Here is a 24,361-nt window from a genome sequence, read left to right on the forward strand (position 1 = left end):
GCTCGCCTTGTCCATTCACGCGATAAGCCTCGGGCCGAGTGCTGAACCTTGTGGCCCGCTCCGCAGTCCAATGGCCAGAATTTGCAACAGGATACGCGCATGTCTGGCGGCTGGCTGGGAAGAACTGCAATCCTCTTGTTAATGGCACTGGTCACGGTGGCGCCGGCCAGCGCCGACAGCCCCGGCAGCGAATTGAAACGGCTGGAGGATGCGGACGAAACGTTCACTTCGCCGGACGGCCAGGTAACCGTTGAGCAATATCAGGGGAAGAAGGGCGAGGACGATCTTGTCTACCAGTTCTGGACCTTCGACGATAAGCATGAGCACGGCGCTCTGCTGAATCCCGGCGAAGATATCGACCTTGCCGGGTACCGCGCCGGATTTCGATTTAGCCGCAACAGCCAATGGCTGGTGAGGATGCAGAAACTCGGCGCCGGCTATCACACGCTGTTTCTGTACCGGCGGACCGGTTATCAATTTTCACCGGCGACGCCGAAGCCGCTTGGCGAGATGGCCTGGGATTATTTCTTCAGCCAGCCGGTGTCCTGGAAGATGCACAGGAAATCCAGGGATCGCGATTCGCTCAACCACAAGCAGGTACATCTGCTCCAGGGGATGGACGACAATTACGCCTCGATGGGAAAGCGTTGGCCTGACAGCCGCTATGTCGTGCTCTCCCTTTCGTTCGATTCACAGGGTGAGCAGCCGAAGAAGCCCTGGATCGAAGGCTGGCGCTGCGTCTTCGATACGAAAACCGGGCAATTCTCGATTCCCTCCGATTTCGTCGACCACAACGCGCAGGCGGTCGAATTCCCCCAGCGGCGCCGGCGATAAGCACGGCAAAATAGGGCCGTTACGGCCCCAGCCATTCCCCTGGGAACGGCGGCAAAACGCTGGCATCGACGGGCAAAATCAGTATGTTGCAGCCCGAAACCGCCTGATCGGCCCTGCGGACGCCCATGTCCGAATGGGCCGAAGGCCAGAAATTCAGGAAAACAGCTTTGAAAGTCATCGCCAGTTCTATCCGCAAGGGCAACGTCATCGAGCAAGACGGCAAGCTCTACGTCGTCCTTTCGGCCGAAAACATCCATCCCGGCAAGGGAACTCCCGTCAGCCAGATCGAAATGCGCCGCATCGGCGACGGCGTGAAGGTGTCGGAGCGCTACAAGACCACCGACCAGGTCGAGAAGGCCACCGTCGAGGACCGCAATTTCAACTACCTCTATGAGGATGGCGACGGCTTCCACTTCATGAATGCCGAAACTTATGACCAGGTTCAGGTGTCGAAGGAGATCGTGGGATCGTCCGCGCCCTATCTGCAGGAAAACATGACGGTGAAGCTGTCGATGCACGACCTCAATCCGGTCGCCATCCAGTTGCCACAGCGCGCGACCCTCGAAGTTGTGGAGACCGAGCCGGTCACCAAGGGTCAGACCGCGTCTTCCTCCTACAAGCCTGCTATCCTCTCCAACGGCGTGCGTACCTCGGTGCCGCCGCATATTGGAACGGGAACACGGATTGTGGTCATGACCGAGGACGGCTCCTACGTCGAGCGCGCAAAGGATTAACGCCGCGCCTTAGGCTACGGAGCATACGCCGGGGGGGCGATGCATTGGGTACGAAGGCTGTCAGCTTGCTCTCGCGGTGGCTGGCAGCCTTTTGTTTGCCCTTTGCCGGGGTTACCGGCATTTCCGCCAACGAGTTCCGGACGCCGTCGATTTCGGCCATTCGCGTCGAATGGCGCGCCGCTCTCGATCAGCTTCGCACCGAGATCAGTTCCCAGCCGGCGATCACCTCGCGCTTCACCTTCGCAGGCCGGGCGCGGCTGCCGACAGGAGATCCGCGCGCACCGCCCGCGCTGGTGCAACTGAACGCGATCAATTCGCCGATGTTCACCGGCATCGGAAACAGTCCGGTACCGGTGCTGTTGCCGTTCGACACTGCGGCCTATCTCGACGCCGAGGCCCGTGGCACACGCCATCCGGCGGTGTCGCGCTATCAGGCCGACTTCCGCCCGGTCGATGTGTTTCACGCCGGCCCCTCCGGCTACGATGCGGTGTTTTCGCTGGAGCCCGACGACGGCCCGTCGCGAACCTTCGCCCGGCCGGTCGAGGTGCAGATCACGGGCTCGGTGCTGGTCTACGATCTCGCCGATCCGCTCGGCGGCAAGGGCCAGCCGGTCAGGACGCTGGCGGCGCAATTCCCTGACATCCGCCGCTTCATCCGCGAAGGCTATGTGCGCTACGCCTTCACCCGCTTCGGCGTGCCCTATGTGGTGTCGATCCAGTGCCTCGATTCAGCGCCGCGCCCGCGCAGGCTCGCTTGCCGCGAGGCCTATCCGGTCGCCGAGCGCTTCCTGAAGGCGCTGCGCATCGCCGGAGGCCAGCCGGCGCGCCCGCGCTTCGATATTCCTTCCGGCATCGCCGAGCGGCCGGCGGCGGCTTCTGCAGACTTCACCTATCGTCCGAGCGGCGACATCATCGCCCGCAGCGGCGCGCGCAGGCGCGGCGGCCACGCCGATCTCGCGGTCTATTCGCAGATCCGCTTTCCGCTGGAGAGAGCCCCGGTTCTGGTCAGCTCGCAGCAGTTCGGCACGCGCAAATCCGGCGACCGCATCGGCGTCTACCCGTGGCGGGACAATTTTTGCGAGGCGCGCAGCTTCCAGGTCGGACAATGCGCGGCCGGCTTCGGCCACCAGGGCCAGGACATCCGCCCTGCGCCCTGCCCGCCGAACAGCGGTGCTGAGAGCGCCTGCCATCCGCGGAAACAGGCCGTCGTCGCCGTCCGCGACGGCGTCGTCATCCGTTCCCTCAAGCAGCAGGCGGCGACGCTGCAGATCAACACAGGCAACGAGCACATCCGTTTCCGCTATATGCACATGAACCCGTCAGCCATGGATGCCGATGGCGTCCTCAACGGCCGACGCCTCGCCGAGGGCGAGAAGTTCGGCGTAGTCTCCAACTATCTCGATTTCCCCAACGGCACGTCGTACCACCTGCACTTCGACGTGCAGGTGTTCACGCGCGACGGCTGGATCTGGGTCAATCCCTACACCACCCTGATCGCGTCCTACGAACGGCTGATCCGCGGCCGCGGCCGCGAGATCGGCACACAACCACCGGCCGTCGCCGCCGTGGCACACGCGCTGCCCCAGAATATCCTCCGTCAAGTCGCGCGGTAAGACGGCGCGAACCAGGGCGTGACCTCGCAAGCTTCGGCGACGCGCTTTGCACCCAATGCGTTGCGAATGCGGCCCACGGGCTTGACGTAAATCGGGCCGGAGCGAAGCGTCGGGATGCCGCCTTCATTTTGGAAGGCATTCGACGTTGTAAGCGATAATGACTTGCGCCGGGTCAGCCTTGCGAAGGCTCTTCAAGTCCTCCAAACCGCTTCTGAGTTTGGCTCCTGCCTCTTGCAGGCTGCCCTCGAGTGCCGACTTGGCGGCCTTGCATCGTTCTTCATTGGAGAACTCCTGAAACACCACGGTAGGCAGAAGCCTCCATTCGGCTCTGTCGTCGGTCGCAGCCGGACTGACTGAGTAGGAGAAGACGTACATCAGGACCCACATCGGTATGCTCCACATGCGACGGAAGCAGTAGGGCTGCGCCAATAAAGCAGCCCTGCCTCGCTGGCTCAGAGACTGTCGTGATGTCGTTCCGTGGCTCGTCAGCAAGCCATGATCTAGATCAACGGGTGATGGAGTTGCCGCGGTCTTTTCGACCCGGCATTCTGCCGTTTCGCACGATCCAGGTTAAGCAACCGGGCGCGAAGGTCCTTTGGCGCAAGACCCGCGCGTCATCAACGGCAGTTTCCGTCGCTTACGAAGCCGCAGCGCCGACGGCCGGTTTCCGCTCCGGTGGCGTCCAGCGAAACGCCGCGCCGAACCTGTTCCAAACATTGATCGACGCCACTGCCGAGGTGAGATAGGCGAGTTCTTTCTCGGAGAACTCCGCGCTCGCCTGCGCATAGACCTCGTCGCTGACGCCTTCGCTGAGCAAGGTCAGCGCCTCCGTCCATGCCAGCGCCGCACGCTCGCGCGCAGTAAATTGCGGCGCCTCGCGCCACACCACCACGAGATTGAGCTTGTCGGTGGGCACGCCGAGCTTCTCCCCTTCCAGAATGTGGTACTGCACGCAGAAGGCGCAGCCGTTGATCTGCGAGGCGCGCAGCTTGATCAATTCGAGCAATTGCTTGTCCATGCCGGCCTTGCCCGCGACCTGGCCGAGCGCTCGCACAACCTCGTAGGCATCCGGCGTCAGCGCCATGAAATCCTTGTACTCTTTGCGGGCGTGTGACATCGGCCGTTCCTCATGTTATCAGTGCTCTGATTTATTATAAGAGCACTGATATGCAGCGCAAGGCATCACTGAGCACGGCGGCGCGATCGCGAAATCCGTCGGCGAAAACTCGGCAAGCGACGCACAAGCCGGCGGCCGGAAAACCCGGGCGACAGTCGCAGCAAGAAAGTCGCACACCTTTGACGCTGCGCCCGCCGCCGCCTGGCGAAGGCAAACGCGGCGAGCAAGGCTACCTCGCCTATCTCCTGCGCCAGGCGCAAGGAGCGACCCGGTTGGCGATGGAGCGCTCGCTGGCCGAGCTCGGCGTCACCTCGCCGCAATTCGTGGTGCTGACGATGCTCAAGGCCTACCCCGGCCTGTCCGGCGCCGAGCTCGCGCGGGTGGCGATGCTGACGCCGCAGACCGTCGGCGTCATCATCCGCAACCTCGAGCGCGACGGCGCCATCCGCAAAACCCCGCATCCGGTCCATGGCAGGATGCTGCAATGGACGGTGACGCCGCGCGGCGCGGCCCTGCTGGGTCGGTGCCGCCGGCACGCCGAGACGGTCGAACGGCGGCTGGCGGCCGGCCTCTCCGCCGAGGCGGAGCGCACGATCCGGCGTTGGCTTGCTCGAATTGCTACGGATTTGTAAGAAAATCGCCGGTTCCCGCGGCGTCATGGCTTTTGGCCCGGACGTCCCGCCCCGCTAGAATGGGGGGCATGAAACATCCCGATTCTCCGATCTCCCCGACCCGTCGCACCCTGCTGAAAGCCGGTCTCGGCGGCGGCATCCTGCTGGCGGCGCCATCCGCGGTGTTTGCCGCGCCGGCCGGCTTCGACCAGTGGCGCGACAATTTTCGCGCACGCGCACTGGCCAAAGGCATTTCGGACGCGACCTGGACGCGGGTGATGGGGCGCATCGAGCCCGACATGACCGTGTTCCGGCAGATGCAGAAGCAGCCGGAATTCCACGAGCAGATCTGGCAATACATCAACCGCCGCGTCTCCGACTGGCGTATCATCAACGGCCGCGAGGCGCTGAAGAAACACGAGGCGCTGTTCGCCCGGATCGAACAGGACTTTGGCGTCGAGCGCGGCACGCTGCTGGCGCTGTGGGGCGTTGAATCAGCCTATGGCGATCCCCTGGTGCAGCAGAACCATATGCGCCCGATCTTTCCTGCGCTCGCCGCACTCGCATGGAACGAGCCGCGCCGCCGCGCGTATTGGGAAACCGAGTTGATCAACGCGCTAAAGATCGTCGACCGCGGCTGGGGCACGCCGGAGGAAATGCGGGGATCCTGGGCCGGCGCGATGGGTCATACGCAATGGATGCCGGAAGTCTGGCTCAATGTCGGCATGGACTACGACAAGGACGGCCGCGTCTCGCCGTTCGGCAAGCCCGATGACGCGCTCGGCTCCAGCGCGCGCTTCCTGCTCAACCGCGGCAAGTATCACCGCGGCGAGCATTGGGGCTATGAGGTCCAGACATCAGGCGGGGCTGCGAGCGGCAGCCGCACCTACGCGGCATGGGCCAGCGCCGGCGTCACGCGCGCCGACGGCAAGCCGTTCCCGCAGCCGAACGCGTCGGCGCAGATGTGGGTGCCGGTCTCAGGCGGACCTGCGTTCCTGCTCGGCCCCAACTTCTATTCGGTGAAGAGCTATAACCCGTCGATGAACTACGCGCTGGCGATCTGCCATCTCGGCGACCGCATCCTCGGCGCGCCGCCGTTCATCAACCCCTTCCCCGGCTCCGAACGCGCGCTCACGTTGGCTGAAGTGCAGGAAGTACAGACACGGCTGACAAAAGCCGGCTTCGACACCGGCGGCACCGACGGCCGCGTCGGCAACGACACCATGAAGGCGGTCCGGGACTATCAGACCAAGATGGGTCTATTGCCGGCGGATGGCTATGGTGGGTTGAAGGTGCTGGCGCGGTTGAGGCAGGGCGGTTAGTTCCGCGTAGCAGCCAGCCACACCGTCATTGCGAGCGAAGCGAAGCAATCCATATCGCGGCAGAACGGATAGATGGATTGCTTCGTCGCTTTATTCCTCGCAATGACGAGCTAGTTACGCCCTCCGTGCAATCCCACCCGCAAACATCCCGCCATCGATGACGAGTTCGGTGCCGGTCACGTAGCGCGAAGCATCCGAGGCCAGATACAGCACGCCCTGCGCGATCTCTTCCGCATGACCGGCGCGGCCAAGCGGCGTTACCACCTTCGCGCGCTCTTCGGGATCGATCGGCGCGTTCTGCCCGCTGCTCGCAGCCTCCGTCGGAATCTTGCCCCAGATCGGCGTGTCGATGATGCCGGGATGCACCGAGTTGACGCGGATGCCGTCGCCGAAGGTGGCGCATTCCATCGCGATCGCCTTGGCGAACAGCCGCACCCCGCCCTTTGTCGCGGAATAGCCGGAAAGATTGGCCGCGCCACGCAGACCCGCGAGGGATGACATCATGATCACGGAGCCGCCGCCGGTCCTGCGCATCGGCGGCAGGCAGTGCTTCACCGAAAGAAACACGCCGTCGAGATTGATCGCGGTCTGCCGCCGCCAATCGCTGAGCGACATCTCGGTGATCGACGGCACCGAAATGCCGATGCCGGCATTCGAAACCAGCACGTCGAGTCGGCCGTAGCGCTTCATTACGTCAGTCACGACCTCGATCCAGCGCTCCTCGCTGGTGACGTCGTGGTGCCAGAAGGCAGCCTCGCCGCCGACCTTCTTGATCCGCGCGACCACCTCGGGGCCTTTCAAATCGTCGACATCGGTCACGGCGATCGATGCGCCCTCGCGCGCCAGCAATTCGCAGACCGCCTCGCCAATGCCGGATGCGCCGCCCGTCACCAGTGCGACCTTGCCCTGAACCTGTCCTGCCATTTCTTCTCCCGTTTGTTGTTCTTGGTTGTTGACTATCGGATCACCGCCGGCCCCGGATCGGGCACCGCGACGTCGAGCACGCGCATCTGCACGCGCTCGGCCCCCTGGAAGCGATCGACCGCGAGCGATCCCGCGACGTGCAAGAGCTGGCCGCGGTTCTGCGTCAGCGCCTGGCCGAGCTTCTGTCCGACCGCGCGGAACGCGATGCCGTTGACGATGGCGCCGTCACCCGCCTTGAAGCGCACGCGCAAGTGCGCCTGCCCCACTTCATCGGCATAGACGAGCTGATGCGCCGGCAGCGCGATCACCGGCTCCGGATTGGCGGCGCCGAACGGCCCGGCGCGGTTCAGCGTGTTGGCGAATTCCACGGTCACGCCGCGCGCGCTGATCGCGCCATCGATGAACAGCTCGTTCTCGTGGCGCGAATTGGCGACATCCTCCGCCAGCGCGCTTTCCATGAAGGCGCGAAATTCCGCGAGCTTCTCCTTGCGCAGCGTCACGCCTGCCGCCATGGCGTGGCCTCCGCCCTTCATCAGGATCCGTTCCTTCACCGCCTGCCGCACGGCCTTGCCGAGATCGACGCCCGAGATCGAGCGGCCCGATCCGGTGCCGATGCCTCCCGGCTCCAGCGCAATGGCAAAGGCCGGACGCGCAAATTTCTCCTTCAGCCGCGAGGCGACGAGGCCGACGATGCCGGGATGCCAGCCTTCGGCGGCGGTGACGATGACAGCCCCCTTGTCCTCGAGCCCGAGGGAAGCCAGCGCCTCGGCCTCGGCTTGCGCTTCGGCTGCCTGCTCGATGACGCGGCGCTCGCTGTTGAGCCGGTCGAGTTCGGCTGCGATCCGCGCGGCTTCCGAAACATCGCCCTCCAGCAGGAGCCTCACCCCGAGATCGGCGCGCCCGATGCGGCCGCCTGCATTGATGCGCGGCCCCAGCATGAAGCCGAGATGCCAGGCTTCGGGCGGGCCGTTCAACCGCGCCACATCCATCAGCGCGGTATGGCCGACATGGTCTCGGCGGCGCATCGCGATCAGTCCCTTGGCGACGAAGGCGCGGTTCAGCCCCATCAGCGGCGCAACATCAGCGACGGTGCCGAGCGCGACGTGATGCAGCATGCCGAGCAGATCCGGCTCCGGCCGCTCGGCATTCCAGAAGCCACGGCCGCGCAGTTCCCGGTTCACCGCCACCAGCGTGATCAGCACGAGACCAACGGCGGCGAGATGGCCGAGGCCGGAGAGATCATCCGGCCGGTTCGGATTCACCAGCGCATCGACCTCGGGCAGTTCGTCACCGGTCTGGTGATGATCGATGACGACGACGGACATACCGAGCTTCTTCGCTTCCGCCAGCGGCTCGATGCTGGTGGTGCCGCAATCGACCGTCACCAGCAGCGTCGCCCCTCTGCCGGCAAGCGCCCGAACCGCCTCCACATTGGGCCCGTAGCCCTCGAAGATGCGGTCGGGGATATGAATCAGCGGATCGAGCCCGCAATGGCGCAAGTGCCAGGCCAGCAGTGCTGCCGAGGTCGCGCCGTCGACGTCGTAATCGCCAAAGATCGCGACCTTCTCGCCACGCTGGGCTGCGTCGGCAATGCGCTTGGCGGCCACCTCCATCTGCGTCACGGTGTGAGGATCCGGCATCATTTTGCGGATGGTCGGATCGAGAAAATCCTCGACCTCGTCGATCCCGACATCGCGGCCCGCCAGCACGCGCGCCAGCATTTCCGGCAACTGGTAGCGCTGCGTGATCGCCAGCGCCCGCGCCGCCCCCCTGGCGTCGAGCCGGTCCCTCCATAATTTGCCGGTCGCCGAACGCGCCACGCCGAGAAAGGCTGGCGGAGCTTCAACGGGCAGTGCGGATGCGGGGAGGATCATGATGCCTGCGAGAAACTAGGGGCAAAGCGGGCTGTCGGCAAACGCAAACGGGGCCGTTGCGGGCTCCTTCCCCCGCCGAATCGCGGCCGGCATGTCCCGCGCCACCCTCAGCCCGGGCCTTGCCGACAAAAGCGACTTGCACAAAGAAGATGCAATTCATCCCCGGTAAAACTACCCGCAACGCGGCAAAACTTAAACCAATCGTTAGCCATGTTCCCCGACAAAGGAAGCAGCACGTTCTCGCTTGAGTCCCGCCGATCCGCAGAAGATCGACATCCGCACAAAGACTGAGGAATTCCCGCCAATGTCCGTCGCGCTTCGCTCCCAGACCGCAACGATCGCCAAGCAGCCCGCCAAAGCGGCCGGCGCCGAGGACGAAGCCGACGTTTCCGCGCTGATCGCGCGGCTGACCGCCGAGGTCAACCAGGTTGCCTGCGAGAAGACCAAGTCGATCCAGAAGATCACCAACCAGATGAAGATGCTGGCGCTGAACGCGCTGATCGAAAGCTCGCGCGCCGGCGCCCAGGGCGCCGGTTTTGCCGTGGTCGCGCAGGAAGTCCGCAACGTCGGCCAGCAGGTCGAGACGATTGCCCGCGAGCTCGAAAGCCAGCTCACCAACCGCACCGGCAATCTGATGAATTCGATCGCGCAGATGGCCGATCGTTCGCGCGGCGAGCGCATGGTCGACCTGTCGCTGAACGCGATCGAGCTGATTGACCGCAACCTTTATGAGCGCACCTGCGACGTGCGCTGGTGGGCGACCGATTCCGCCGTGGTCGATTGCGCGGCATCGCCGCAAGCTGCCGCCGTCAGCCACGTCTCGGAACGGATGGCGGTGATCCTCGGCGCCTACACCGTCTATCTCGATCTCTGGCTCTGCGACCTCGACGGCAGAGTGCTGGCCAACGGCCGCGCCGATCGCTTTGGCGTCGTCGGCCAGAATGTGGCTGCGACCAAGTGGTTCCGTGCCGCGCGCGCCTTGCGCACCGGCGACGATTACGCCGTCGGCGATGTCGAATGCCAGCCCCTGCTCGGCAACGCCCAGGTCGTGACCTATTGCGCCAGCGTGCGCGAAGGCGGCAAGGCCAACGGCAAGCCGACCGGCGTGCTGGCGATCCATTTCGACTGGGAGCCCCAGGCCCGCGCCATCGTCCAGGGCGTGCGCGTCGGCGCCGCCGACAAGGCCCGCGTGCTGCTGGTCGATTCGAATTTCCGGGTGATCGCGGCGTCCGACGGCCAGGGCCTGCTCACCGAACGCATCTCGCTCCCGTTGGAAGGGCGACGCTCCGGCTTCCATCAGGACCGCTCCGGCGCCATGGTCGCCTTCCACGCCACGCCCGGCTACGAGACGTATAAGGGGCTCGGCTGGTTCGGCGTGATTCAGGCCTCCGCAACGTAAGCTGCTAGCACCCCAGCCGATCGGCGATGCCGCCAAAATCCTTGGCGACGATGTCCCAGTCGCCCTTGGCCTCGAAATCGTATTTCTGGTGCGGGCCGTATTCGGTGGGACGCGCGACGAAGGCGGTCTTGAGGCCGTTCTTCTGCGCCGCTTTAAGGTCGTTGTTGTGGGCGGCGACCATCATCACCTGCTCCGGCGGCAGGCAAAGCAGCTTTGCCGCGCCGAGATAGGTTTCGGGATCGGGCTTGTAGTGCTCGAACAATTCTGCCGACATGACGAGGTCCCACGGCAGGCCGGCGAATTTGGCCATGTTGGTGAGCAGCGCGACGTTGCCGTTGGAGAGCGGCGAGATGATGTATTTCGTCTTCAGCCGCGTCAGGCCGGGCACGCTGTCGGGCCATGGATGCAGGCGATGCCAACCCATCGTCAAATAGTGCAGATCGGCGTCGCTCAGTCCCTTGATTGAGAAATCAGCGACCAGCTTTTCCAGCGACTGCCGATGCAGCGTGTCCAGGATCTGGTAACCGCGTTCGGGATGCTTGCGCACCTCGTCCATCGAGGCGGCATAGACGGCGCGCCAGCCATCGACCAAGGCAGTCCAGTCGGCCTTGATGCCAGAGGTCTTCGACCACTCGGTAAAATCGTTGATGAGGCTGGTGCGCCAGTCGACGACCGTGCCGAACACGTCGAACACCAGCGCTTTTACTGCCGAGACATCGGACATGGTCGCCTCCCCGTTTTTTCTTTCCGTCATTCCGGGGCGATGCGCAGCATCGAAACCCGGAATCTCGAGATTCCCCGATGCGCAATTGCGCACCTGTGGTCTGGTCCTTCGGACCAGCCCGGAATGACGCCGCTAGTCGAGATGAAACTTATCCAGCTGCCGGTGCTCGGCCTTGATATACCGTACCGTACCCGTCACCGAGCGCATCACCACCGTTTCGGTCTCGATCACATCCTTGCGGAACTTGACGCCTGAGAGCAGCGAGCCCGTGGTGACGCCGGTTGCAGCAAACAGGCAGTCGCCTCGCACCATGTCCTCGATGCCGTAGATCATCTTCGGGTCGGTCACGCCCATCTTGTGTGCGCGCGCCCGCTTCTCGTCGCTGTCGAGGATCAGCCGGCACTGCATCTGGCCGCCGATGCAGCGCAGCGCCGCCGCCGCCAGCACGCCCTCGGGCGCGCCGCCGGTGCCGATATACATGTCGACGCCGGTGTTGTCAGGGTCGGCGCAATGGATCACGCCGGCGACGTCGCCGTCGGTGATCAGCCGCACCGCGGCGCCGGTCGAGCGGACGCCGGCGATGATGTCGGCGTGGCGCGGGCGGTCGAGCACCAGCACCGTGATCGCGGCAGGCTCGACGCCCTTGGCTTTCGCGAGCCGGCGGACGTTGTCAGCGGGCGATGCGTCGAGCTCGACCACGCCCTTGGCGTAGCCCGGGCCGACAGCGAGCTTTTCCATGTAGACGTCGGGCGCGTGCAACAGCGTGCCGCCATCGGCCATCGCCATGGTAGCGATCGCGCCCGGCATGTTCTTGGCGCACAGCGTGGTGCCTTCCAGCGGATCGACGGCGATATCGACCTGCGGACCGGCGTTCAGCCCGACCTTCTCGCCGATGAACAGCATCGGCGCCTCGTCGCGCTCGCCCTCGCCGATCACGATGGTGCCTTCGATCGGCAGCTTGTTGAGTTCGCGGCGCATCGCATCGACCGCGGCCTGGTCCGCGGCCTTCTCCTGGCCGTGGCCGCGCAACCGCGCGGCGGAAACCGCAGCACGTTCCGTCACGCGCACGATTTCGAGCGTAAGGATGCGCTCAAGCAGCAATTGCGGCGGAACGGAAATATGGGTCGACATCGGCTTACTCCTCTAAACGTGCACAGACCTTTCGGCCTGCAATCAATCGTATAACGCGCGATCGGTTCGGATGGCGCGTCAGTTCTTTTCGATCCGTATCACCTGCGGCCGGCCGCTGATCACCTTGTCGCGCTGCACCGCCTCCAATGCGCGGTAGACCGCGTCCTCGGAAGTGGCGTAGGTGATCAGGATAACCGGAACCGGTGACGCCTTCTTCGCAGAGCCGTTCGCGTCCACGCCTTCGGGATGACGCTGCACGATCGATTCCAGCGAAATCTTCTGTTTGGCCAGGTGGGTGGCGATGGTGGCGGCGGTGCCGGCGAGATCGCGCGCCATCAGGCGGATGTAGTAGCCGCCCTCGTGGCGCTCCATCGGCGCCTTGGTGGTGTCGCGCAGCCGCTCCACCGGACGCCCGAACGGCTTGGCGCGGATGCCGCGCGCGACGTCGGCGATGTCGGCGACCACCGCTGACGCGGTCGCGGCCCCGCCGGCGCCGGGTCCCACCAGCGTGATCGCGGGAATGCCCTCGCCGTCGATGGTCACGGCGTTGGTGACGCCCATCACCTGTGCGATCGACGATGATTTCGGCACCATGGTCGGATGCACGCGCTGCTCGATGCCCTTGGCGGTGCGTACCGCCACACCGAGCAGTTTGACGCGGTATCCCAATTCTTCGGCTGCGCGCAGATCTTCCGGCGCGATCGAGGAGATGCCTTCGACATAGACCGCGCTCTGCGCCACCTTGGTGCCGAAGGCGAGGCTGGCCAGGATCGCAAGCTTCTGCGCGGTGTCATGGCCGTCGACGTCGAAGGACGGATTGGCTTCGGCATAACCGAGCCGCTGGGCATCCTTCAGGCATTCGGCGAACGACAATCCCTCCTGCTCCATCCGGGTCAGAATGTAATTGCAGGTGCCGTTGAGGATGCCATAGACGCGGTTGACACCGGTGCCGGCAAGCCCTTCGCGAAGGGTCTTGATGACGGGAATGGCGGCGCCCACCGCCGCCTCGTAGTTGAGCGCACCGCCGTGCTTCTCGGCGGCCTTCGCCAGCCGCACGCCATGCTTGGCGATCAGCGCCTTGTTGGCGGTCACCACCGACTTGCCGGCCTTTAGCGCCGCCTCGATCGCCGACAGCGCCGGCTCGCCGGAGCCGCCCATCAGCTCGACGAAGCAATCGACGTTGGGATCGTTGGCCAGATCAAGCGGGCTTTTGGCCCAGTCGATGCCGCGCAGGTCGAGCGAACGCTTTTTCGCCTTCGAGCGAGCGGTGACGGCAACCACGCGGACGCCGCGCCCGCTGCGCTCGGTGAGCGTCCGCGACTGTTCTTCGATGAGGCGGACGACTTCGGCGCCAACAGTGCCGAGCCCCGCAATACCCACTCTCAGGGGTGCGACCATGGATGAGAGAACCTGCAGTAAAAGGAATTAGCGCCGGTTGGCGAGAGGAACCACGTTGTGCAACGTTTCAATGCCGCTTTCAAGGAAACGGCGCACCCCGCGCGCGGCCTGGCGGATACGTTGCTCGTTTTCCACCATGGCAATGCGGACATAGCCTTCGCCATGCTCGCCAAAGGCGACGCCGGGCGAAACCACCACGCCTGACTTCTCCACCATCAGGGTCGCGAACTGCATGCTGCCGACGCCCTCGAAGGCCTTGGGCAGCGGCGCCCAGGCGAACATCGAGGCCTGCGGCGGCGGGATGTCCCAGCCCGCGCGGCCGAACGATTCGACCAGCGCGTCGCGGCGCTTGCGGTAGGTATCGCGCATCTCCTTGATGCAATCTTCCGGCCCGTTCAGCGCGGCGGTCGCCGCCACCTGGATCGGCGTGAATGCGCCGTAGTCGAGATAGGATTTCACCCGCGCCAGCGCGGCAATGATCCGCTCGTTGCCGACGGCAAAGCCCATGCGCCAGCCCGCCATCGAGAACGTCTTCGACATCGAGGTGAACTCGACGGTGACGTCGATCGCGCCGGGAACCTGCAGCACCGAGGGCGGCGGATTGTTGTCGTCGAAATAGACCTCGGCATAGGCCAGATCCGACAGGATGAAGATCTCGTGCTTCTTCGCGAACGCCACCAGATCCCGGTAGAAATCGAGGTCGGCGACATAGGCGGTCGGGTTCGAGGGATAGCAGACGATCAGCGCGATCGGCTTCGGGATCGAATGGATGATCGCGCGCTCCACCGCCTCGAAGAATTGCGGCGTCGGTTCCGACGGCACCGAGCGGATCACGCCGCCCGCCATCAGGAAGCCGAAAGCGTGAATCGGATAGCTCGGATTGGGGCACAGCACGACGTCGCCGGGCGCGGTAATCGCTTGCGCCACATTGGCAAAGCCTTCCTTCGAACCCAGCGTCGCAACAATCTGGGTGTCGGGATTGAGCTTCACGCCGAACCGCCGCGCATAATACGCGGCTTGCGCCTTGCGCAGGCCGTTGATGCCGCGTGAGGCCGAGTAGCGATCGGTCCGCGGTTTGCCCAGCGTCTCCTTCAGCTTGTCGAGCACATGGGGCGGCGTCGGCAAGTCCGGATTGCCCATGCCCATGTCGATGATATCGGCCCCGGCATTGCGCGCCGCTGCCTTGGCCTGGTTGACCTTCTCGAACACGTAAGGCGGCAGACGGCGGATGCGGTAAAAATCTTCCATGGGACCCTTGCTCCAACAACCGGCAGGACAGAATCGATTGGAACTCTCGCAGCCACCGAAACCAGATCGGGGTTTCGTTCAGAAGTCGCGTCCAATCAATGACTTAGAGCGAATTCCGGCGAGAGGTCCTTAAGCTCTGGACCCGCAATGCGGTTGAATTGGGTTCTTTTACCACGGGAGCCCGGCAGCGCCAGTTTTATAGTGTTTTCAAGCAAAGTCTGGCCGGGGATTACCCTTTCGCGCCGGGGAGCCCCGCCGCGACGCCGACAGCCTTACTTTTTGGCCGGCTTTTGCGGAGCCGTCGTCGCCGTCGCCTGACGGTCCCGGGCGGCGGTCAATTCTGCCTGGATTTTAGCCAGCTCGGCCGGCTTCATCGCTTCCTCGTTGCGGTCCGGCGGCAGGTCATGAACCGGCAGATAGCCACCGGCTTCCTTCGGACGTTCCGGCGCGTCAGCCGGCAGACCAATGCCTGGCATATCCGCGATCTGCGTCGAGCAGCTGCCGAGCGCGAGCGCCGACGCAAACAGCGCGGCCGTCGACCACAGCCTTATCGTTCGATTGACCGGCATCCGTCCGGAAATCCCCAACTACCTGCGCACCCCCGCATCGCGACGGTATCTATGCGCTGGTACGAGCCTTGCAACGCCAAACCGTCCCACTGGCGTTGATTTCGCTAGAACCGTTCAAACCATTGTCGCCCGAAACGATTAAAGCCCCAAGAGCAAATTCAACAGGTACGGCTGCAATGTGTCGCAACACGAAAACTTTATCGCAGCGCAACAACAGGGTTAACTCAAATCCGCTGACGCAAATCGGCGCGGTGACGAATGTGAAATGAAGCTATAGTGTGCCCGATATGAGCGACGTCAACACCGAGTCCCCGGCTTCGACAACATTCAACGCTGAAGCATTCGCCATGAACATCGCGCGAGCGATGGAGACGAGCGGCCAAGCGCTAGCGGCCTATCTCAAGCCGCGCGAGAACGGGGAACCGAAGGACAAGCCGCCCAGCGAAATCGGCGAAGTCGTCAAGACCTTCACCAAGGTCGCGGAGTACTGGCTGTCGGACCGGGAACGCGCCGAGAATCTTCAGACCAAAATGGGCAAGGCCTATCTCGACCTCTGGGGCTCGGCGGCGCGCCGCATGGCCGGAGAAGAAGCCAAGCCCGCGATCGAGCCGTCGCCGCGCGACAAACGCTTCAAGGATCCCGAGTGGAAATCGAACCAGTTCTTCGATTTCGTCCTGCAACTGTATCTGCTCACCGCGCAGTGGGCGCAGGAACTGGTGAAGAACGCCGAAGGCGTCGATCCGCACACGCGCAAGAAGGCCGAATTCTACGTTCAGCAGATCACCAACGCGATCGCGCCGTCGAATTTCGTGCTGACCAATCCGGAAGTGCTGCGCGAGACGCTGGCTTCGAACGGCGACAACCTCGTGCGCGGCATGAAGATGCTGGCGGAAGACATCGAAGCCGGACGCGGCACGCTGCGCATCCGCCAGTCCGACCCGTCGAATCTCGTCGTCGGCGTCAACATGGCGACGACGCCCGGCAAGGTGATCTATCAGAACGAGCTGATGCAGCTCATCCAGTACACGCCGACGACGGAGACGGTGCTGCGCACGCCGCTTTTGATCGTGCCGCCCTGGATCAACAAGTTCTACATTCTCGATCTCAAGCCGGAAAAATCCTACATCAAATGGTGCGTCGACCAGGGCATCACCGTGTTCGTGATCTCCTGGGTCAATCCGGACAAGGAACTCGGCAAGAAGACCTTCGACGACTATATGAAGGAAGGCCCGCTCACCGCGATGGACGTCATCGAACAGGTGACGGGTGAGATGAAGGTCCATACCGCCGGCTACTGCGTCGGCGGCACCCTGCTCGCCTCGACGCTGGCATGGCTCGCCGAGAAGCGGCGCCAGCGCGTCACCTCGGCGACGTTCTTTGCGGCACAGGTCGACTTCACCCATGCCGGCGATCTGCTCGTGTTCGTCGACGAGGACCAGATCTCGACGCTGGAACGCGAGATGGAAGAACGGGGCGTTCTCGAGGGCAGCAAGATGGCGATGGCCTTCAACATGCTGCGCTCCAACGACCTGATCTGGTCCTATGTCGTCAGCAATTACCTGAAGGGCCAGCCGCCCACCGCCTTCGACCTCCTGCACTGGAATTCCGACGCCACGCGGATGCCGGCGGCCAATCACTCCTATTACCTGCGCAACTGCTATCTGGAGAATCGGCTCTCCTCCGGCAGCATGGTGCTCGACAACACCCTGCTCGACCTGTCGAAGGTCAAGGTGCCCGTCTACAATCTGGCGACGCGCGAGGACCATATCGCGCCGGCGGACTCGGTGCTCTACGGTTCACAGTTCTTCGGCGGTCCGGTCAGATATGTGCTGTCCGGCTCCGGCCATATCGCCGGCGTGGTCAACCCGCCGGCCGGCGGCAAGTACCAGTACTGGACCAACGACAACATCAAGGACGTCACGCTCGCCGACTGGATGAAGAACGCCAGCGAGCACAAGGGCTCGTGGTGGCCCGACTGGCTGCAATGGCTGGATGGCCTCGACCCCGAGCGGGTGCCGGCGCGCGCCGTCGGCTCCGAAGCGATGCCGCCGATCGAGGACGCGCCCGGCAGCTACGTCAAGGTCCGCGCATAGCGCTGCCGCGCGCGTTTCGGTATAATCCGATATCCCGTGCCGGGATTCGAAATCAGTCGAGGGGGATCCGATGACGCGCGAATTGTTCTGGCTGACGCTGACCGTAATTTTGACCGGGCTGCTCTGGGTCCCCTACATCATCAATCGCTGCCAGGTGCGCGGCCTCTCTGGCGCGATGGCCAACCCCTCGCGCAACGACAAGCCGCATGCGGAATGGGCCAACCGTCTGATGTTCGCCCACGACAATGCGATCGAGAATTTGATCATCTTCGCGCCGCTGGTCCTGATCCTCAACGATCTCGACTACTCCACCAAATGGACCGTCTACGCCTGCGCCGTCTATTTCTGGGCCCGCGTTGCGCATCTGATCGTCTACACGCTCGGCCTGCCGGTGTTCCGCACGCTGGCCTTCACGGTCGGCTTCCTGGCGCAGGTCGTGCTGGCGCTGGCGATCTTCCAGGTGGTTTGAGGGGGCCCTCCTCCCATGGTGGGCCACGGAGCATAGCTCTTGAGGCCCAGGTCGATGCAGCGTGATCCTTCAGCGATCCAACTGCCGGGAGTTCCGCTAGCGCTCGGTTCGGCCGTCCTGTTTGGCGCTGCAGCGCCGCTCTCCAAGCTACTGCTCGCGAGCATCGATCCACAGATGCTTGCGGGCCTTCTCTATCTCGGGGCGGGCACAGGGCTGGCCGCCGTGCATACCATACGCACGGCGCTTGGACTCGCGCCCCCTGAAGCTCCGCTAAGACGGCACGACCTGCCGTGGCTCGTCGTTATTGTCCTCTTCGGAGGCATTCTCGGCCCGGTGTTGTTGATGCTCGGGCTTGGCCGGACGGCTGCCTCATCAGGATCATTGCTGTTAAATCTCGAGAGCCTCGCAACGATGGGAATTGCGTGGCTGGTATTTCGCGAAAACGTCGATAGGCGCCTCTTGCTGGGCGCATTCGCCATCGTCCTTGGCGCCATCGTGTTGTCGTGGGAGGGGCAGCGCCTTTCATTGGACATAGGTGCCGCGCTGATTGCCGGCGCATGCATTTGCTGGGGCATCGACAACAACCTGACGCGCAAATTGTCATCGGCCGACCCCGTGACCATTGCGATGATCAAGGGCCTCGTCGCCGGAGCAGTGAACATGGCAAGCGGATCTTGGCTCGGCGCTGCCCTTCCACCGGTTGCTATCGCTACCCTGGCCGCCCTCCTCGGCTTCCTTGTGATCGGGGTCAGCCTCGTTCTTTTCATGCTGGCCCTCCGCCATCTCGGCACCGCGCGTACCGGCGCCTATTTTTCGCTGGCCCCGTTTATTGGCGCATTGATCGCTGTGGGTCTTGGAGACCCGTTGACGGCCAAACTGGTTGTTGCAGCGTTGCTCATGGGCCTGGGGCTCTGGCTGCATCTCACTGAACGCCATGAGCACGAGCACTCTCACGAAGCGCTCTCACACGAACACCGGCACGTGCACGACGAGCACCACCGGCATCACCATGACGGCCCGGTGACTGAGCCGCATTCGCATTGGCATGAGCACGAGCCGATGCGGCATAAGCACCCACACTACCCTGATCTGCATCATCGGCACGGGCACTGAGACCCCGAGCCGTGCTGGCGCGGCGAGCTCGTGGTTTGAGGCACCTCTCGACACACGCAATCCAAAAAACAAAAACCCCGGAGCTTGGCTCCGGGGTTTTTTCGTTGGTTGTCTTTCGAAACGGCGCTCAGTACTTCGCAACGACCGGCGAGTTGAAGTGGTAGTTGATGCCGGTGCGGAACACGTGCTCGGTGACCGAACGGGTCGCCGTCGCCGGAACAGCGCCGAAGATAAAGTTGTCCGAATTCGAACCGAGGTCGACGTAGAGATATTCGGTCTTGGTGGTCCAGTTCGGACCCAGCAAGCCCAACAGCGTAAACGGCGTTTCGATGCCCGCACCCACGGTCCAGCCGGCATTGGTGTGCGAGAACGATTGCGTCACCGGGCCCACGAACGAAGTCGTGTTGATCTTGGTCTTGACGCTGCCATAGGCAAGACCGCCGGTTGCGTAGAACAGCGTCGATCCGACCGAATAGCCGAGCCTGCCGCGTACCGTTCCGAACCACGGCAGCGTCGCGTCGTAGGCCGCCATCACCCCCGGCGTGCAGGAAAGAATGCAGGTCTTGTTGTCCTGCTGCGTGCTGCCCTGAATGTCGGCCTCGACACCGAACACCCAGTTGGCCGCCTGCCAATTGTAACCCGCCTGCACGCCGCCATTGATGCCGTCGGGCGCCAGATTGAAGGTCTCAACAATCCCCGCCGCAGGGAGGCTCAGCGTGCTGCGATCGCGACCGGTGCCGGAACCGAAATTGCCGCCGAGATAGAAGCCGGCCCAGTTGGCGGCGACGACAGGTGCAGAAGCGCGGCCACCGATCCGGTAGTTCAGACCGACGCGAAAGATGTTCTCGCGGATTTCGGTATTGAGCGGGGCCGCCACGCCGAGCGTGGCAATGTCGGTCTTATTGCCGAGATTGAGGTAGAGATACTCGATCTTTCCGGTCCAGTTTCCACCCAACGCGGCTTCGACGCCGCTGCCGACTACCCAGCCGCCCTGCGTGCGGTCGGTCGAGAACGTGTTTGTGACGCCGCCGAACGACGCACTCGCGTTGGTCTTGACGTTTGCGAATGCGTAACCGGCGGTCACATAGCTCAGCACCGGACCGTTCGCGATGCCGACGCGCCCGCGCGCGGTCCCGAACCAATCCAGTTTCTGGCTGTAGTTTCTTATGACGCCGACCTCGTTGAACGTGGTGCGATCATCGCTCAGGCCGGCGCCCTGAATGTCCGCCTCGACACCGAATACGATCGGTCCGAGAAACGAGGCCGTCTGCCAATTGTAGCCGATCTGGCCGCCGCCGAAGCCGCCCTGCGGCGAGACGTAGAACGAATAGGGCGATGCGCCGCCGAGCCAGTCGTGCTGGAAGCGATCGCGGCCGCTGCCGACACCGGCGTTGACGCCGATGTAAAAGCCGGTCCAGTCGTAGACGGCTGCGAGTGCGGGAGCTTTGGTGTAGGGCCTTGCGGCGAGGTCTGCGGCGATTGTCGGAGCGGAACCAAGGCCAACGAGCGCGGTGGCCAGCAGATACGTCTTCAATTTCATTTACAGCATTCCCAGTCCGGCATTCCCAGAACTTCCCGACGCAACAGCGATCGGCACTTGGACAGTGTTTCTACTGGATTCGCATTTGAATGCTGTAGCCCGGCAGCCACATCCTGCGAGGATCTGCTGCACCAGGCGATGCGAGGGAATTTCCTACTGAGTTCATGGGGTTGGAGCCCGATCTTTGTGGCCTTTTTGGGCCACCACGAACAGCATCGGCGCCATCTTGTCGTCGAATCCGCGGACCTCGCCGCGCTCGATCGACAACGAGTTCCAACTGGCGGCCCCGACGTAGGTCGCACGCAGCCAATCCTGCGAGGGATAGTTGTAGTAACGATGGAGCGTGTCGCGGCCGCCGGTATCGCCTTCCTTGTAGCTGGCAAAGAACACGCCGTCCGGCTTCAACGCGCGCCAGATCAGTGCAAGAACACTCGCAAGCTGGTCGCGCGGCACATGCAGCAGGCAGGCATTGGCCCACACGCCGTCATACGCTTCGACCTCGTCGAGTTCATGGAACAGCAGCGTCTCAACCGGGCGAGCCAGACGCTTTGATGCCACTTCGGCCATTTCCGGCGATCCGTCGGTCGCACGAACGTCAAAGCCGCGCGCCAACATTTCCGCGGTGTCGCCGCCTGCCCCGCATCCGAGTTCGAGAATGGCAGCATTCGGCGGAAGCCGCGCCAGAAACGCCGTCAGCCGCGCCTTGCGCGAGGTGATCTCGCGCCCGGCATAGGCTTCGGCGTTGCGTCGATAAAATTGAAGCGTCTCCTCGTCCATCGCAGCGCCGCGTCTCACGGGAACAGCGCGATCTGCTCAAGCCCCGCCGTCTCGGGCAACCCGAACATCAGGTTCATGTTCTGGATCGCCTGACCAGCCGAGCCCTTCACCAGATTGTCGAGCGTGGAAATCACGATCGCCCGGTTCTTGATGCGATCGGCGACGACGCCGATCTGCACATAGTTGGAGCCACGCACGTTCTGGGTCTGCGGCAGCACGCCTTTCTTCGCGACATGCACGAAGGGCTCGTTGGCATACGCCTTCTCCAGCGCGCCGCGCAGATCGTCCGGCGTCGCGCCGCCCGCGAGCTTGACATAGGAGGTGCATAGTTCGCCCCGCGCCATCGGGATCAGGTGCGGCGTGAAGTTCACCGTCACCGCAGAGCCCGCGGCGACGCCAATCTCCTGCTCGATCTCGGGCGCATGCCGGTGGGTGCCGACCGAATAGGGCGACAGCCCCTCGCCCGCCTCGCTGAACAGCGTGTTCTGCTTCAGCCCGCGGCCGGCCCCGGTGACGCCCGACTTGGCGTCGATAACGATGTCGTCGACGTCGATCAGCTTTGCCTTCGCCAGCGGCACCAGCGCCAGCAGCACCGCGGTCGGATAGCAGCCGGGACAGGCGACGAGGCGCGCCGACGCGATCTTCTCCCGGTAGAATTCGGTCAGGCCGTAGACCGCCTCGCCTTGCAGTTCGAGCGCCCGATGCTCATGGCCGTACCATTGCGCATAGGTGTCCTTGTCGCGCAGCCGGAAATCGGCGGACATGTCGAGGACCTTGATCTTCGGATTGGCCTTCAGAACGGCGGCGATGATCTCCTGCGTGGTACCGTGCGGCAGCCCGCAGAAGACCGCGTCGAGCGTGGTCCAGTCGACCTTTTCCCACTCGACGAGTTTCGGCAGGTCCAGCATGAAGAAATGCGGAAACACGTCGCCCATCGACTTGCCGGCATGGGTGTTCGCGGTGAGCGCAGCGATCTCGGCATTCGGATGCCGCGCCAACAGGCGCACCGCGTCGGCTCCGGTGTAGCCGGAGGCGCCGAGGATGCCGATCCTCTTCTTCGAGCTCATCACGCATTCCTTTCAGGCGTCATCGTTTGCTTGTACCGCGTCCGAACTCAAGAAGGAGCGGCGCCGGACCAGCTACTGCTCAGCAAGGCCCAGCATCAGCCGCATGTTCTGCACCGCCGCGCCCGAGGCGCCCTTGCCGAGATTGTCGAGCCGCGCGACCAGCACGGCCTGGCGATGCTTCTCGCTGGCGAAGACATAGAGCTCGAGCTTGTTGGTCTCGTTGAGCGCCTCGGGCTCAAGCCGCCCGCCCTTGGTCGCCGCGTTCTCCAGCGGCATGACGGAGACGTAGCTGCTGCCGGCGTAGCGCTTTGCCAGTACGGCGTGCAGGTCGGCTCCGCCAGGCTTGCCGGACAGCGTATCGAGATGCAGCGGCACCGAGACCAGCATGCCCTGCCGGTAATTGCCGACCGACGGCACGAAGATCGGCCGCCGCGTCAGCTTGGAGTAAAGCTGCGTCTCCGGCAGATGCTTGTGCTCGAAGCCGAGGCCATACAATTCGAAGGACGGCGCGCTGCCATCCTCGAAACTGGCGATCATCGTCTTGCCGCCACCCGAATAGCCCGAGACCGCGTTGATCGTCACCGGATAATCCGCCTGCAACAGCCCGGCATCGACCAGCGGCCGCAGCAGCGCAATCCCACCGGTCGGATAGCAGCCGGGATTGGCGACTTTTCGCGCCGCCTTGATCTTGTCGGCCTGGTCAGGGGTGAGCTCCGGAAAACCATAGGTCCAGTCGCTGGCGACCCGAAATGCGGTCGAGGCGTCGAGCACCTTGGGCGCCGACGCGCCCATGCTGTCGATCAGCGCTACGGTTTCCTTCGCCGCATCGTCAGGCAGGCAGAGGATGACGAGGTCCACCTCCTCCATCAGCGCCCGCTTGGCGCCGGCATCCTTGCGCTTGTCTTCGGCAATGCTCTTCACCACGACGTCGTTCTGCAGCCGCAGGCGCTCCTGAATGCCAAGGCCCGTGGTTCCGGATGCGCCGTCCACGAACACGGCGGGCTTGGTCGCGGCGCCCGAGGTCTTCGGCTGATGGCTGTCGGTGAGGGTCATGGCACGGTCCTTTCGATCTGGTTCGTTTCGTCGGCAAAGGCTTGCGGCCGCGCCTCTTTCATCAACTGCGCAATCTCCTGCGCGCCGGCGTCGGCCTGCATGCCAAGCGCCCCGGCAATCGCGACATAGTCAGTCTCGGACTTGTGCTGGTTCAGCTTAAAACTGCCCTCAACCTCTTCAACCGTCATCTCAAGACCCACGATCGCCTTCTTCATCGCCTCCAGCCGCCCGGCCGTCATCTTCGAGGACAGCCACGGCTTCTTTGGCAGCAGCCGCGCTTCGAACTTGGCGCTGAGCGCCTCGGTCTGCGCGGCGAGTTCGTCGTCGGACATCGCCCGCACCGGACCGGTCAGATGCACCGCCTGATAGAGCCAGGTCGGCACCTGATCGGGTGATACGTACCAGTCCGGCGACACATAGGCATCCGCGCCGTTGACGGCCAGCAGCCAGGATGTGGCGCCGTCGGCGAGCTTTACCAGCGGATTGTGACGCGCGACATGAAACGCCGCGCGCGGCGTGCCGTCATTGGCCGAGGTCAGAAAGAACGGCAGCGACGAGGCGACCGGCTTTGCGCCATCCCACGCGCAGGCCAGCCCAAAGCCGCGCGCTTCCGCGAACGCGAGGCTCGCGGCGCGGTCGGACTTGAACGGTGGTGGCGTATACATTTCAAACTCCTGCTTGACGTAGGAGCCGCCAGTTCAGTCCGCGATTTCTGGAAAAGGAAGAAGCCGCGGGACCGGATCCGGCGGCA

23 protein-coding genes are annotated in these 24,361 nt (G+C 63.9%); 9 read left to right on the forward strand and 14 right to left on the reverse strand.

The window, feature by feature from the left end:
- Positions 1 to 99 precede the first annotated feature (99 nt).
- From CQ14_RS41360 to CQ14_RS41370, 3 genes are all read left to right on the forward strand, one after another.
- Entirely contained in the window at positions 100 to 834 is a 735-nt protein-coding gene (locus tag CQ14_RS41360; protein WP_156435882.1) for a hypothetical protein, read from the forward strand.
- Positions 835 to 1,001: 167 nt separating this feature from the next.
- Entirely contained in the window at positions 1,002 to 1,568 is a 567-nt protein-coding gene (gene efp / locus CQ14_RS41365; RefSeq protein WP_057863529.1) for an elongation factor P, read from the forward strand.
- 44 nt (positions 1,569 to 1,612) lie between these two features.
- Positions 1,613 to 3,181 carry a M23 family metallopeptidase gene (locus tag CQ14_RS41370; protein ID WP_430650262.1) on the forward strand — a complete coding sequence of 523 codons (1,569 nt, stop codon included), beginning with the start codon at positions 1,613 to 1,615 and terminating at the stop codon, positions 3,179 to 3,181.
- Between the two features lie 123 nt (positions 3,182 to 3,304).
- Here CQ14_RS41370 and CQ14_RS41375 read toward each other — a convergent pair whose 3' ends face one another.
- Both CQ14_RS41375 and CQ14_RS41380 read right to left on the reverse strand, forming a co-directional pair.
- The gene (locus CQ14_RS41375) at positions 3,305 to 3,568 is read right to left on the reverse strand and encodes a hypothetical protein (RefSeq protein ID WP_057863502.1); all 264 of its coding nucleotides are present in this window, start codon (positions 3,566 to 3,568) and stop codon (positions 3,305 to 3,307) included.
- 250 nt (positions 3,569 to 3,818) lie between these two features.
- Positions 3,819 to 4,298 (reverse strand): carboxymuconolactone decarboxylase family protein, encoded by a 480-nt coding sequence (locus CQ14_RS41380; RefSeq protein ID WP_057863503.1) that lies wholly within the window; start codon positions 4,296 to 4,298, stop codon positions 3,819 to 3,821.
- Between the two features lie 50 nt (positions 4,299 to 4,348).
- Between CQ14_RS41380 and CQ14_RS41385 the strand changes: the two genes are divergently transcribed.
- Together CQ14_RS41385 and CQ14_RS41390 are read left to right on the forward strand one after the other, a co-directional pair.
- The gene (locus tag CQ14_RS41385) at positions 4,349 to 4,930 is read left to right on the forward strand and encodes a MarR family winged helix-turn-helix transcriptional regulator (RefSeq protein ID WP_082650264.1); all 582 of its coding nucleotides are present in this window, start codon (positions 4,349 to 4,351) and stop codon (positions 4,928 to 4,930) included.
- A 68-nt stretch (positions 4,931 to 4,998) separates the two neighbouring features.
- Positions 4,999 to 6,231, forward strand: a complete 1,233-nt coding sequence (locus tag CQ14_RS41390) for a lytic murein transglycosylase (RefSeq protein WP_057863505.1) — start codon at positions 4,999 to 5,001, stop codon at positions 6,229 to 6,231.
- Between the two features lie 114 nt (positions 6,232 to 6,345).
- Here CQ14_RS41390 and CQ14_RS41395 read toward each other — a convergent pair whose 3' ends face one another.
- Both CQ14_RS41395 and recJ read right to left on the reverse strand, forming a co-directional pair.
- Entirely contained in the window at positions 6,346 to 7,155 is an 810-nt protein-coding gene (locus tag CQ14_RS41395; protein ID WP_057863506.1) for a glucose 1-dehydrogenase, read from the reverse strand.
- Between the two features lie 32 nt (positions 7,156 to 7,187).
- Positions 7,188 to 9,029 carry a single-stranded-DNA-specific exonuclease RecJ gene (gene recJ / locus CQ14_RS41400; protein ID WP_057863507.1) on the reverse strand — a complete coding sequence of 614 codons (1,842 nt, stop codon included), beginning with the start codon at positions 9,027 to 9,029 and terminating at the stop codon, positions 7,188 to 7,190.
- Between the two features lie 304 nt (positions 9,030 to 9,333).
- Between recJ and CQ14_RS41405 the strand changes: the two genes are divergently transcribed.
- On the forward strand, positions 9,334 to 10,428 hold the full coding sequence (locus CQ14_RS41405) for a methyl-accepting chemotaxis protein (protein WP_057863530.1): 1,095 nt from the start codon (positions 9,334 to 9,336) through the stop codon (positions 10,426 to 10,428).
- Positions 10,429 to 10,432: 4 nt separating this feature from the next.
- Here the strand turns inward: CQ14_RS41405 and CQ14_RS41410 are convergent, their stop codons facing one another.
- The 5 genes from CQ14_RS41410 to CQ14_RS41430 form a co-directional block, all read right to left on the reverse strand.
- Positions 10,433 to 11,152, reverse strand: coding sequence for a haloacid dehalogenase type II (locus CQ14_RS41410; RefSeq protein ID WP_057863508.1), 720 nt, complete (start codon positions 11,150 to 11,152; stop codon positions 10,433 to 10,435).
- Positions 11,153 to 11,284: 132 nt separating this feature from the next.
- Entirely contained in the window at positions 11,285 to 12,283 is a 999-nt protein-coding gene (gene glpX / locus CQ14_RS41415) for a class II fructose-bisphosphatase (protein WP_057863509.1), read from the reverse strand.
- Between the two features lie 78 nt (positions 12,284 to 12,361).
- Positions 12,362 to 13,681: a homoserine dehydrogenase gene (locus CQ14_RS41420; RefSeq protein ID WP_057863510.1), complete on the reverse strand. Its 1,320-nt coding sequence runs from the start codon at positions 13,679 to 13,681 to the stop codon at positions 12,362 to 12,364.
- 27 nt (positions 13,682 to 13,708) lie between these two features.
- Complete coding sequence (locus CQ14_RS41425; protein ID WP_057863511.1) at positions 13,709 to 14,929, reverse strand: LL-diaminopimelate aminotransferase; 1,221 nt, start codon at positions 14,927 to 14,929, stop codon at positions 13,709 to 13,711.
- A 272-nt stretch (positions 14,930 to 15,201) separates the two neighbouring features.
- A complete protein-coding gene (locus tag CQ14_RS41430; RefSeq protein ID WP_057863512.1) occupies positions 15,202 to 15,498 on the reverse strand; it encodes a hypothetical protein in 297 nt (98 codons plus the stop codon).
- 287 nt (positions 15,499 to 15,785) lie between these two features.
- Here CQ14_RS41430 and CQ14_RS41435 point away from each other — a divergent pair, with 287 nt between their 5' ends.
- The 3 genes from CQ14_RS41435 (at position 15,786) to CQ14_RS41445 (ending at position 19,173) form a co-directional block, all read left to right on the forward strand.
- Entirely contained in the window at positions 15,786 to 17,591 is a 1,806-nt protein-coding gene (locus CQ14_RS41435; protein WP_057863513.1) for a PHA/PHB synthase family protein, read from the forward strand.
- A 70-nt stretch (positions 17,592 to 17,661) separates the two neighbouring features.
- Positions 17,662 to 18,060 carry an MAPEG family protein gene (locus tag CQ14_RS41440; protein WP_057863514.1) on the forward strand — a complete coding sequence of 133 codons (399 nt, stop codon included), beginning with the start codon at positions 17,662 to 17,664 and terminating at the stop codon, positions 18,058 to 18,060.
- 54 nt (positions 18,061 to 18,114) lie between these two features.
- Positions 18,115 to 19,173 (forward strand): DMT family transporter, encoded by a 1,059-nt coding sequence (locus CQ14_RS41445; protein WP_057863515.1) that lies wholly within the window; start codon positions 18,115 to 18,117, stop codon positions 19,171 to 19,173.
- Between the two features lie 127 nt (positions 19,174 to 19,300).
- Here the strand turns inward: CQ14_RS41445 and CQ14_RS41450 are convergent, their stop codons facing one another.
- The 5 genes from CQ14_RS41450 to CQ14_RS41470 form a co-directional block, all read right to left on the reverse strand.
- Complete coding sequence (locus CQ14_RS41450; protein WP_057863531.1) at positions 19,301 to 20,707, reverse strand: outer membrane protein; 1,407 nt, start codon at positions 20,705 to 20,707, stop codon at positions 19,301 to 19,303.
- A 168-nt stretch (positions 20,708 to 20,875) separates the two neighbouring features.
- Complete coding sequence (locus CQ14_RS41455) at positions 20,876 to 21,490, reverse strand: class I SAM-dependent methyltransferase (RefSeq protein ID WP_057863516.1); 615 nt, start codon at positions 21,488 to 21,490, stop codon at positions 20,876 to 20,878.
- Between the two features lie 14 nt (positions 21,491 to 21,504).
- Positions 21,505 to 22,557 (reverse strand): N-acetyl-gamma-glutamyl-phosphate reductase, encoded by a 1,053-nt coding sequence (gene argC, locus CQ14_RS41460; RefSeq protein ID WP_057863517.1) that lies wholly within the window; start codon positions 22,555 to 22,557, stop codon positions 21,505 to 21,507.
- Between the two features lie 72 nt (positions 22,558 to 22,629).
- A complete protein-coding gene (gene argC, locus CQ14_RS41465; protein ID WP_057863518.1) occupies positions 22,630 to 23,610 on the reverse strand; it encodes an N-acetyl-gamma-glutamyl-phosphate reductase in 981 nt (326 codons plus the stop codon).
- Positions 23,607 to 24,275 (reverse strand): FMN-binding negative transcriptional regulator, encoded by a 669-nt coding sequence (locus CQ14_RS41470; protein WP_057863519.1) that lies wholly within the window; start codon positions 24,273 to 24,275, stop codon positions 23,607 to 23,609. The genes argC (CQ14_RS41465) and CQ14_RS41470 overlap by 4 nt, the downstream gene beginning before the upstream one ends.
- Positions 24,276 to 24,361 lie beyond the last annotated feature (86 nt).

The organism is Bradyrhizobium lablabi (genome assembly GCF_001440475.1).
Lineage (GTDB): Bacteria > Pseudomonadota > Alphaproteobacteria > Rhizobiales > Xanthobacteraceae > Bradyrhizobium > Bradyrhizobium lablabi.

Coding starts and splice junctions, on each gene's coding strand:
- CQ14_RS41360 (WP_156435882.1), top strand. CDS start 100: ATGTCTGGCGGCTGGCTGGGAAGAACTGCAATCCTCTTGTTAATGGCA.
- CQ14_RS41375 (WP_057863502.1), bottom strand. CDS start 3,568: ATGTGGGTCCTGATGTACGTCTTCTCCTACTCAGTCAGTCCGGCTGCG.
- CQ14_RS41380 (WP_057863503.1), bottom strand. CDS start 4,298: ATGTCACACGCCCGCAAAGAGTACAAGGATTTCATGGCGCTGACGCCG.
- CQ14_RS41385 (WP_082650264.1), top strand. CDS start 4,349: ATGCAGCGCAAGGCATCACTGAGCACGGCGGCGCGATCGCGAAATCCG.
- CQ14_RS41390 (WP_057863505.1), top strand. CDS start 4,999: ATGAAACATCCCGATTCTCCGATCTCCCCGACCCGTCGCACCCTGCTG.
- CQ14_RS41395 (WP_057863506.1), bottom strand. CDS start 7,155: ATGGCAGGACAGGTTCAGGGCAAGGTCGCACTGGTGACGGGCGGCGCA.
- recJ (WP_057863507.1), bottom strand. CDS start 9,029: ATGATCCTCCCCGCATCCGCACTGCCCGTTGAAGCTCCGCCAGCCTTT.
- CQ14_RS41405 (WP_057863530.1), top strand. CDS start 9,334: ATGTCCGTCGCGCTTCGCTCCCAGACCGCAACGATCGCCAAGCAGCCC.
- CQ14_RS41410 (WP_057863508.1), bottom strand. CDS start 11,152: ATGTCCGATGTCTCGGCAGTAAAAGCGCTGGTGTTCGACGTGTTCGGC.
- glpX (WP_057863509.1), bottom strand. CDS start 12,283: ATGTCGACCCATATTTCCGTTCCGCCGCAATTGCTGCTTGAGCGCATC.
- CQ14_RS41420 (WP_057863510.1), bottom strand. CDS start 13,681: ATGGTCGCACCCCTGAGAGTGGGTATTGCGGGGCTCGGCACTGTTGGC.
- CQ14_RS41425 (WP_057863511.1), bottom strand. CDS start 14,929: ATGGAAGATTTTTACCGCATCCGCCGTCTGCCGCCTTACGTGTTCGAG.
- CQ14_RS41430 (WP_057863512.1), bottom strand. CDS start 15,498: ATGCCGGTCAATCGAACGATAAGGCTGTGGTCGACGGCCGCGCTGTTT.
- CQ14_RS41435 (WP_057863513.1), top strand. CDS start 15,786: ATGAGCGACGTCAACACCGAGTCCCCGGCTTCGACAACATTCAACGCT.
- CQ14_RS41440 (WP_057863514.1), top strand. CDS start 17,662: ATGACGCGCGAATTGTTCTGGCTGACGCTGACCGTAATTTTGACCGGG.
- CQ14_RS41445 (WP_057863515.1), top strand. CDS start 18,115: ATGCAGCGTGATCCTTCAGCGATCCAACTGCCGGGAGTTCCGCTAGCG.
- CQ14_RS41455 (WP_057863516.1), bottom strand. CDS start 21,490: ATGGACGAGGAGACGCTTCAATTTTATCGACGCAACGCCGAAGCCTAT.
- argC (WP_057863517.1), bottom strand. CDS start 22,557: ATGAGCTCGAAGAAGAGGATCGGCATCCTCGGCGCCTCCGGCTACACC.
- argC (WP_057863518.1), bottom strand. CDS start 23,610: ATGACCCTCACCGACAGCCATCAGCCGAAGACCTCGGGCGCCGCGACC.
- CQ14_RS41470 (WP_057863519.1), bottom strand. CDS start 24,275: ATGTATACGCCACCACCGTTCAAGTCCGACCGCGCCGCGAGCCTCGCG.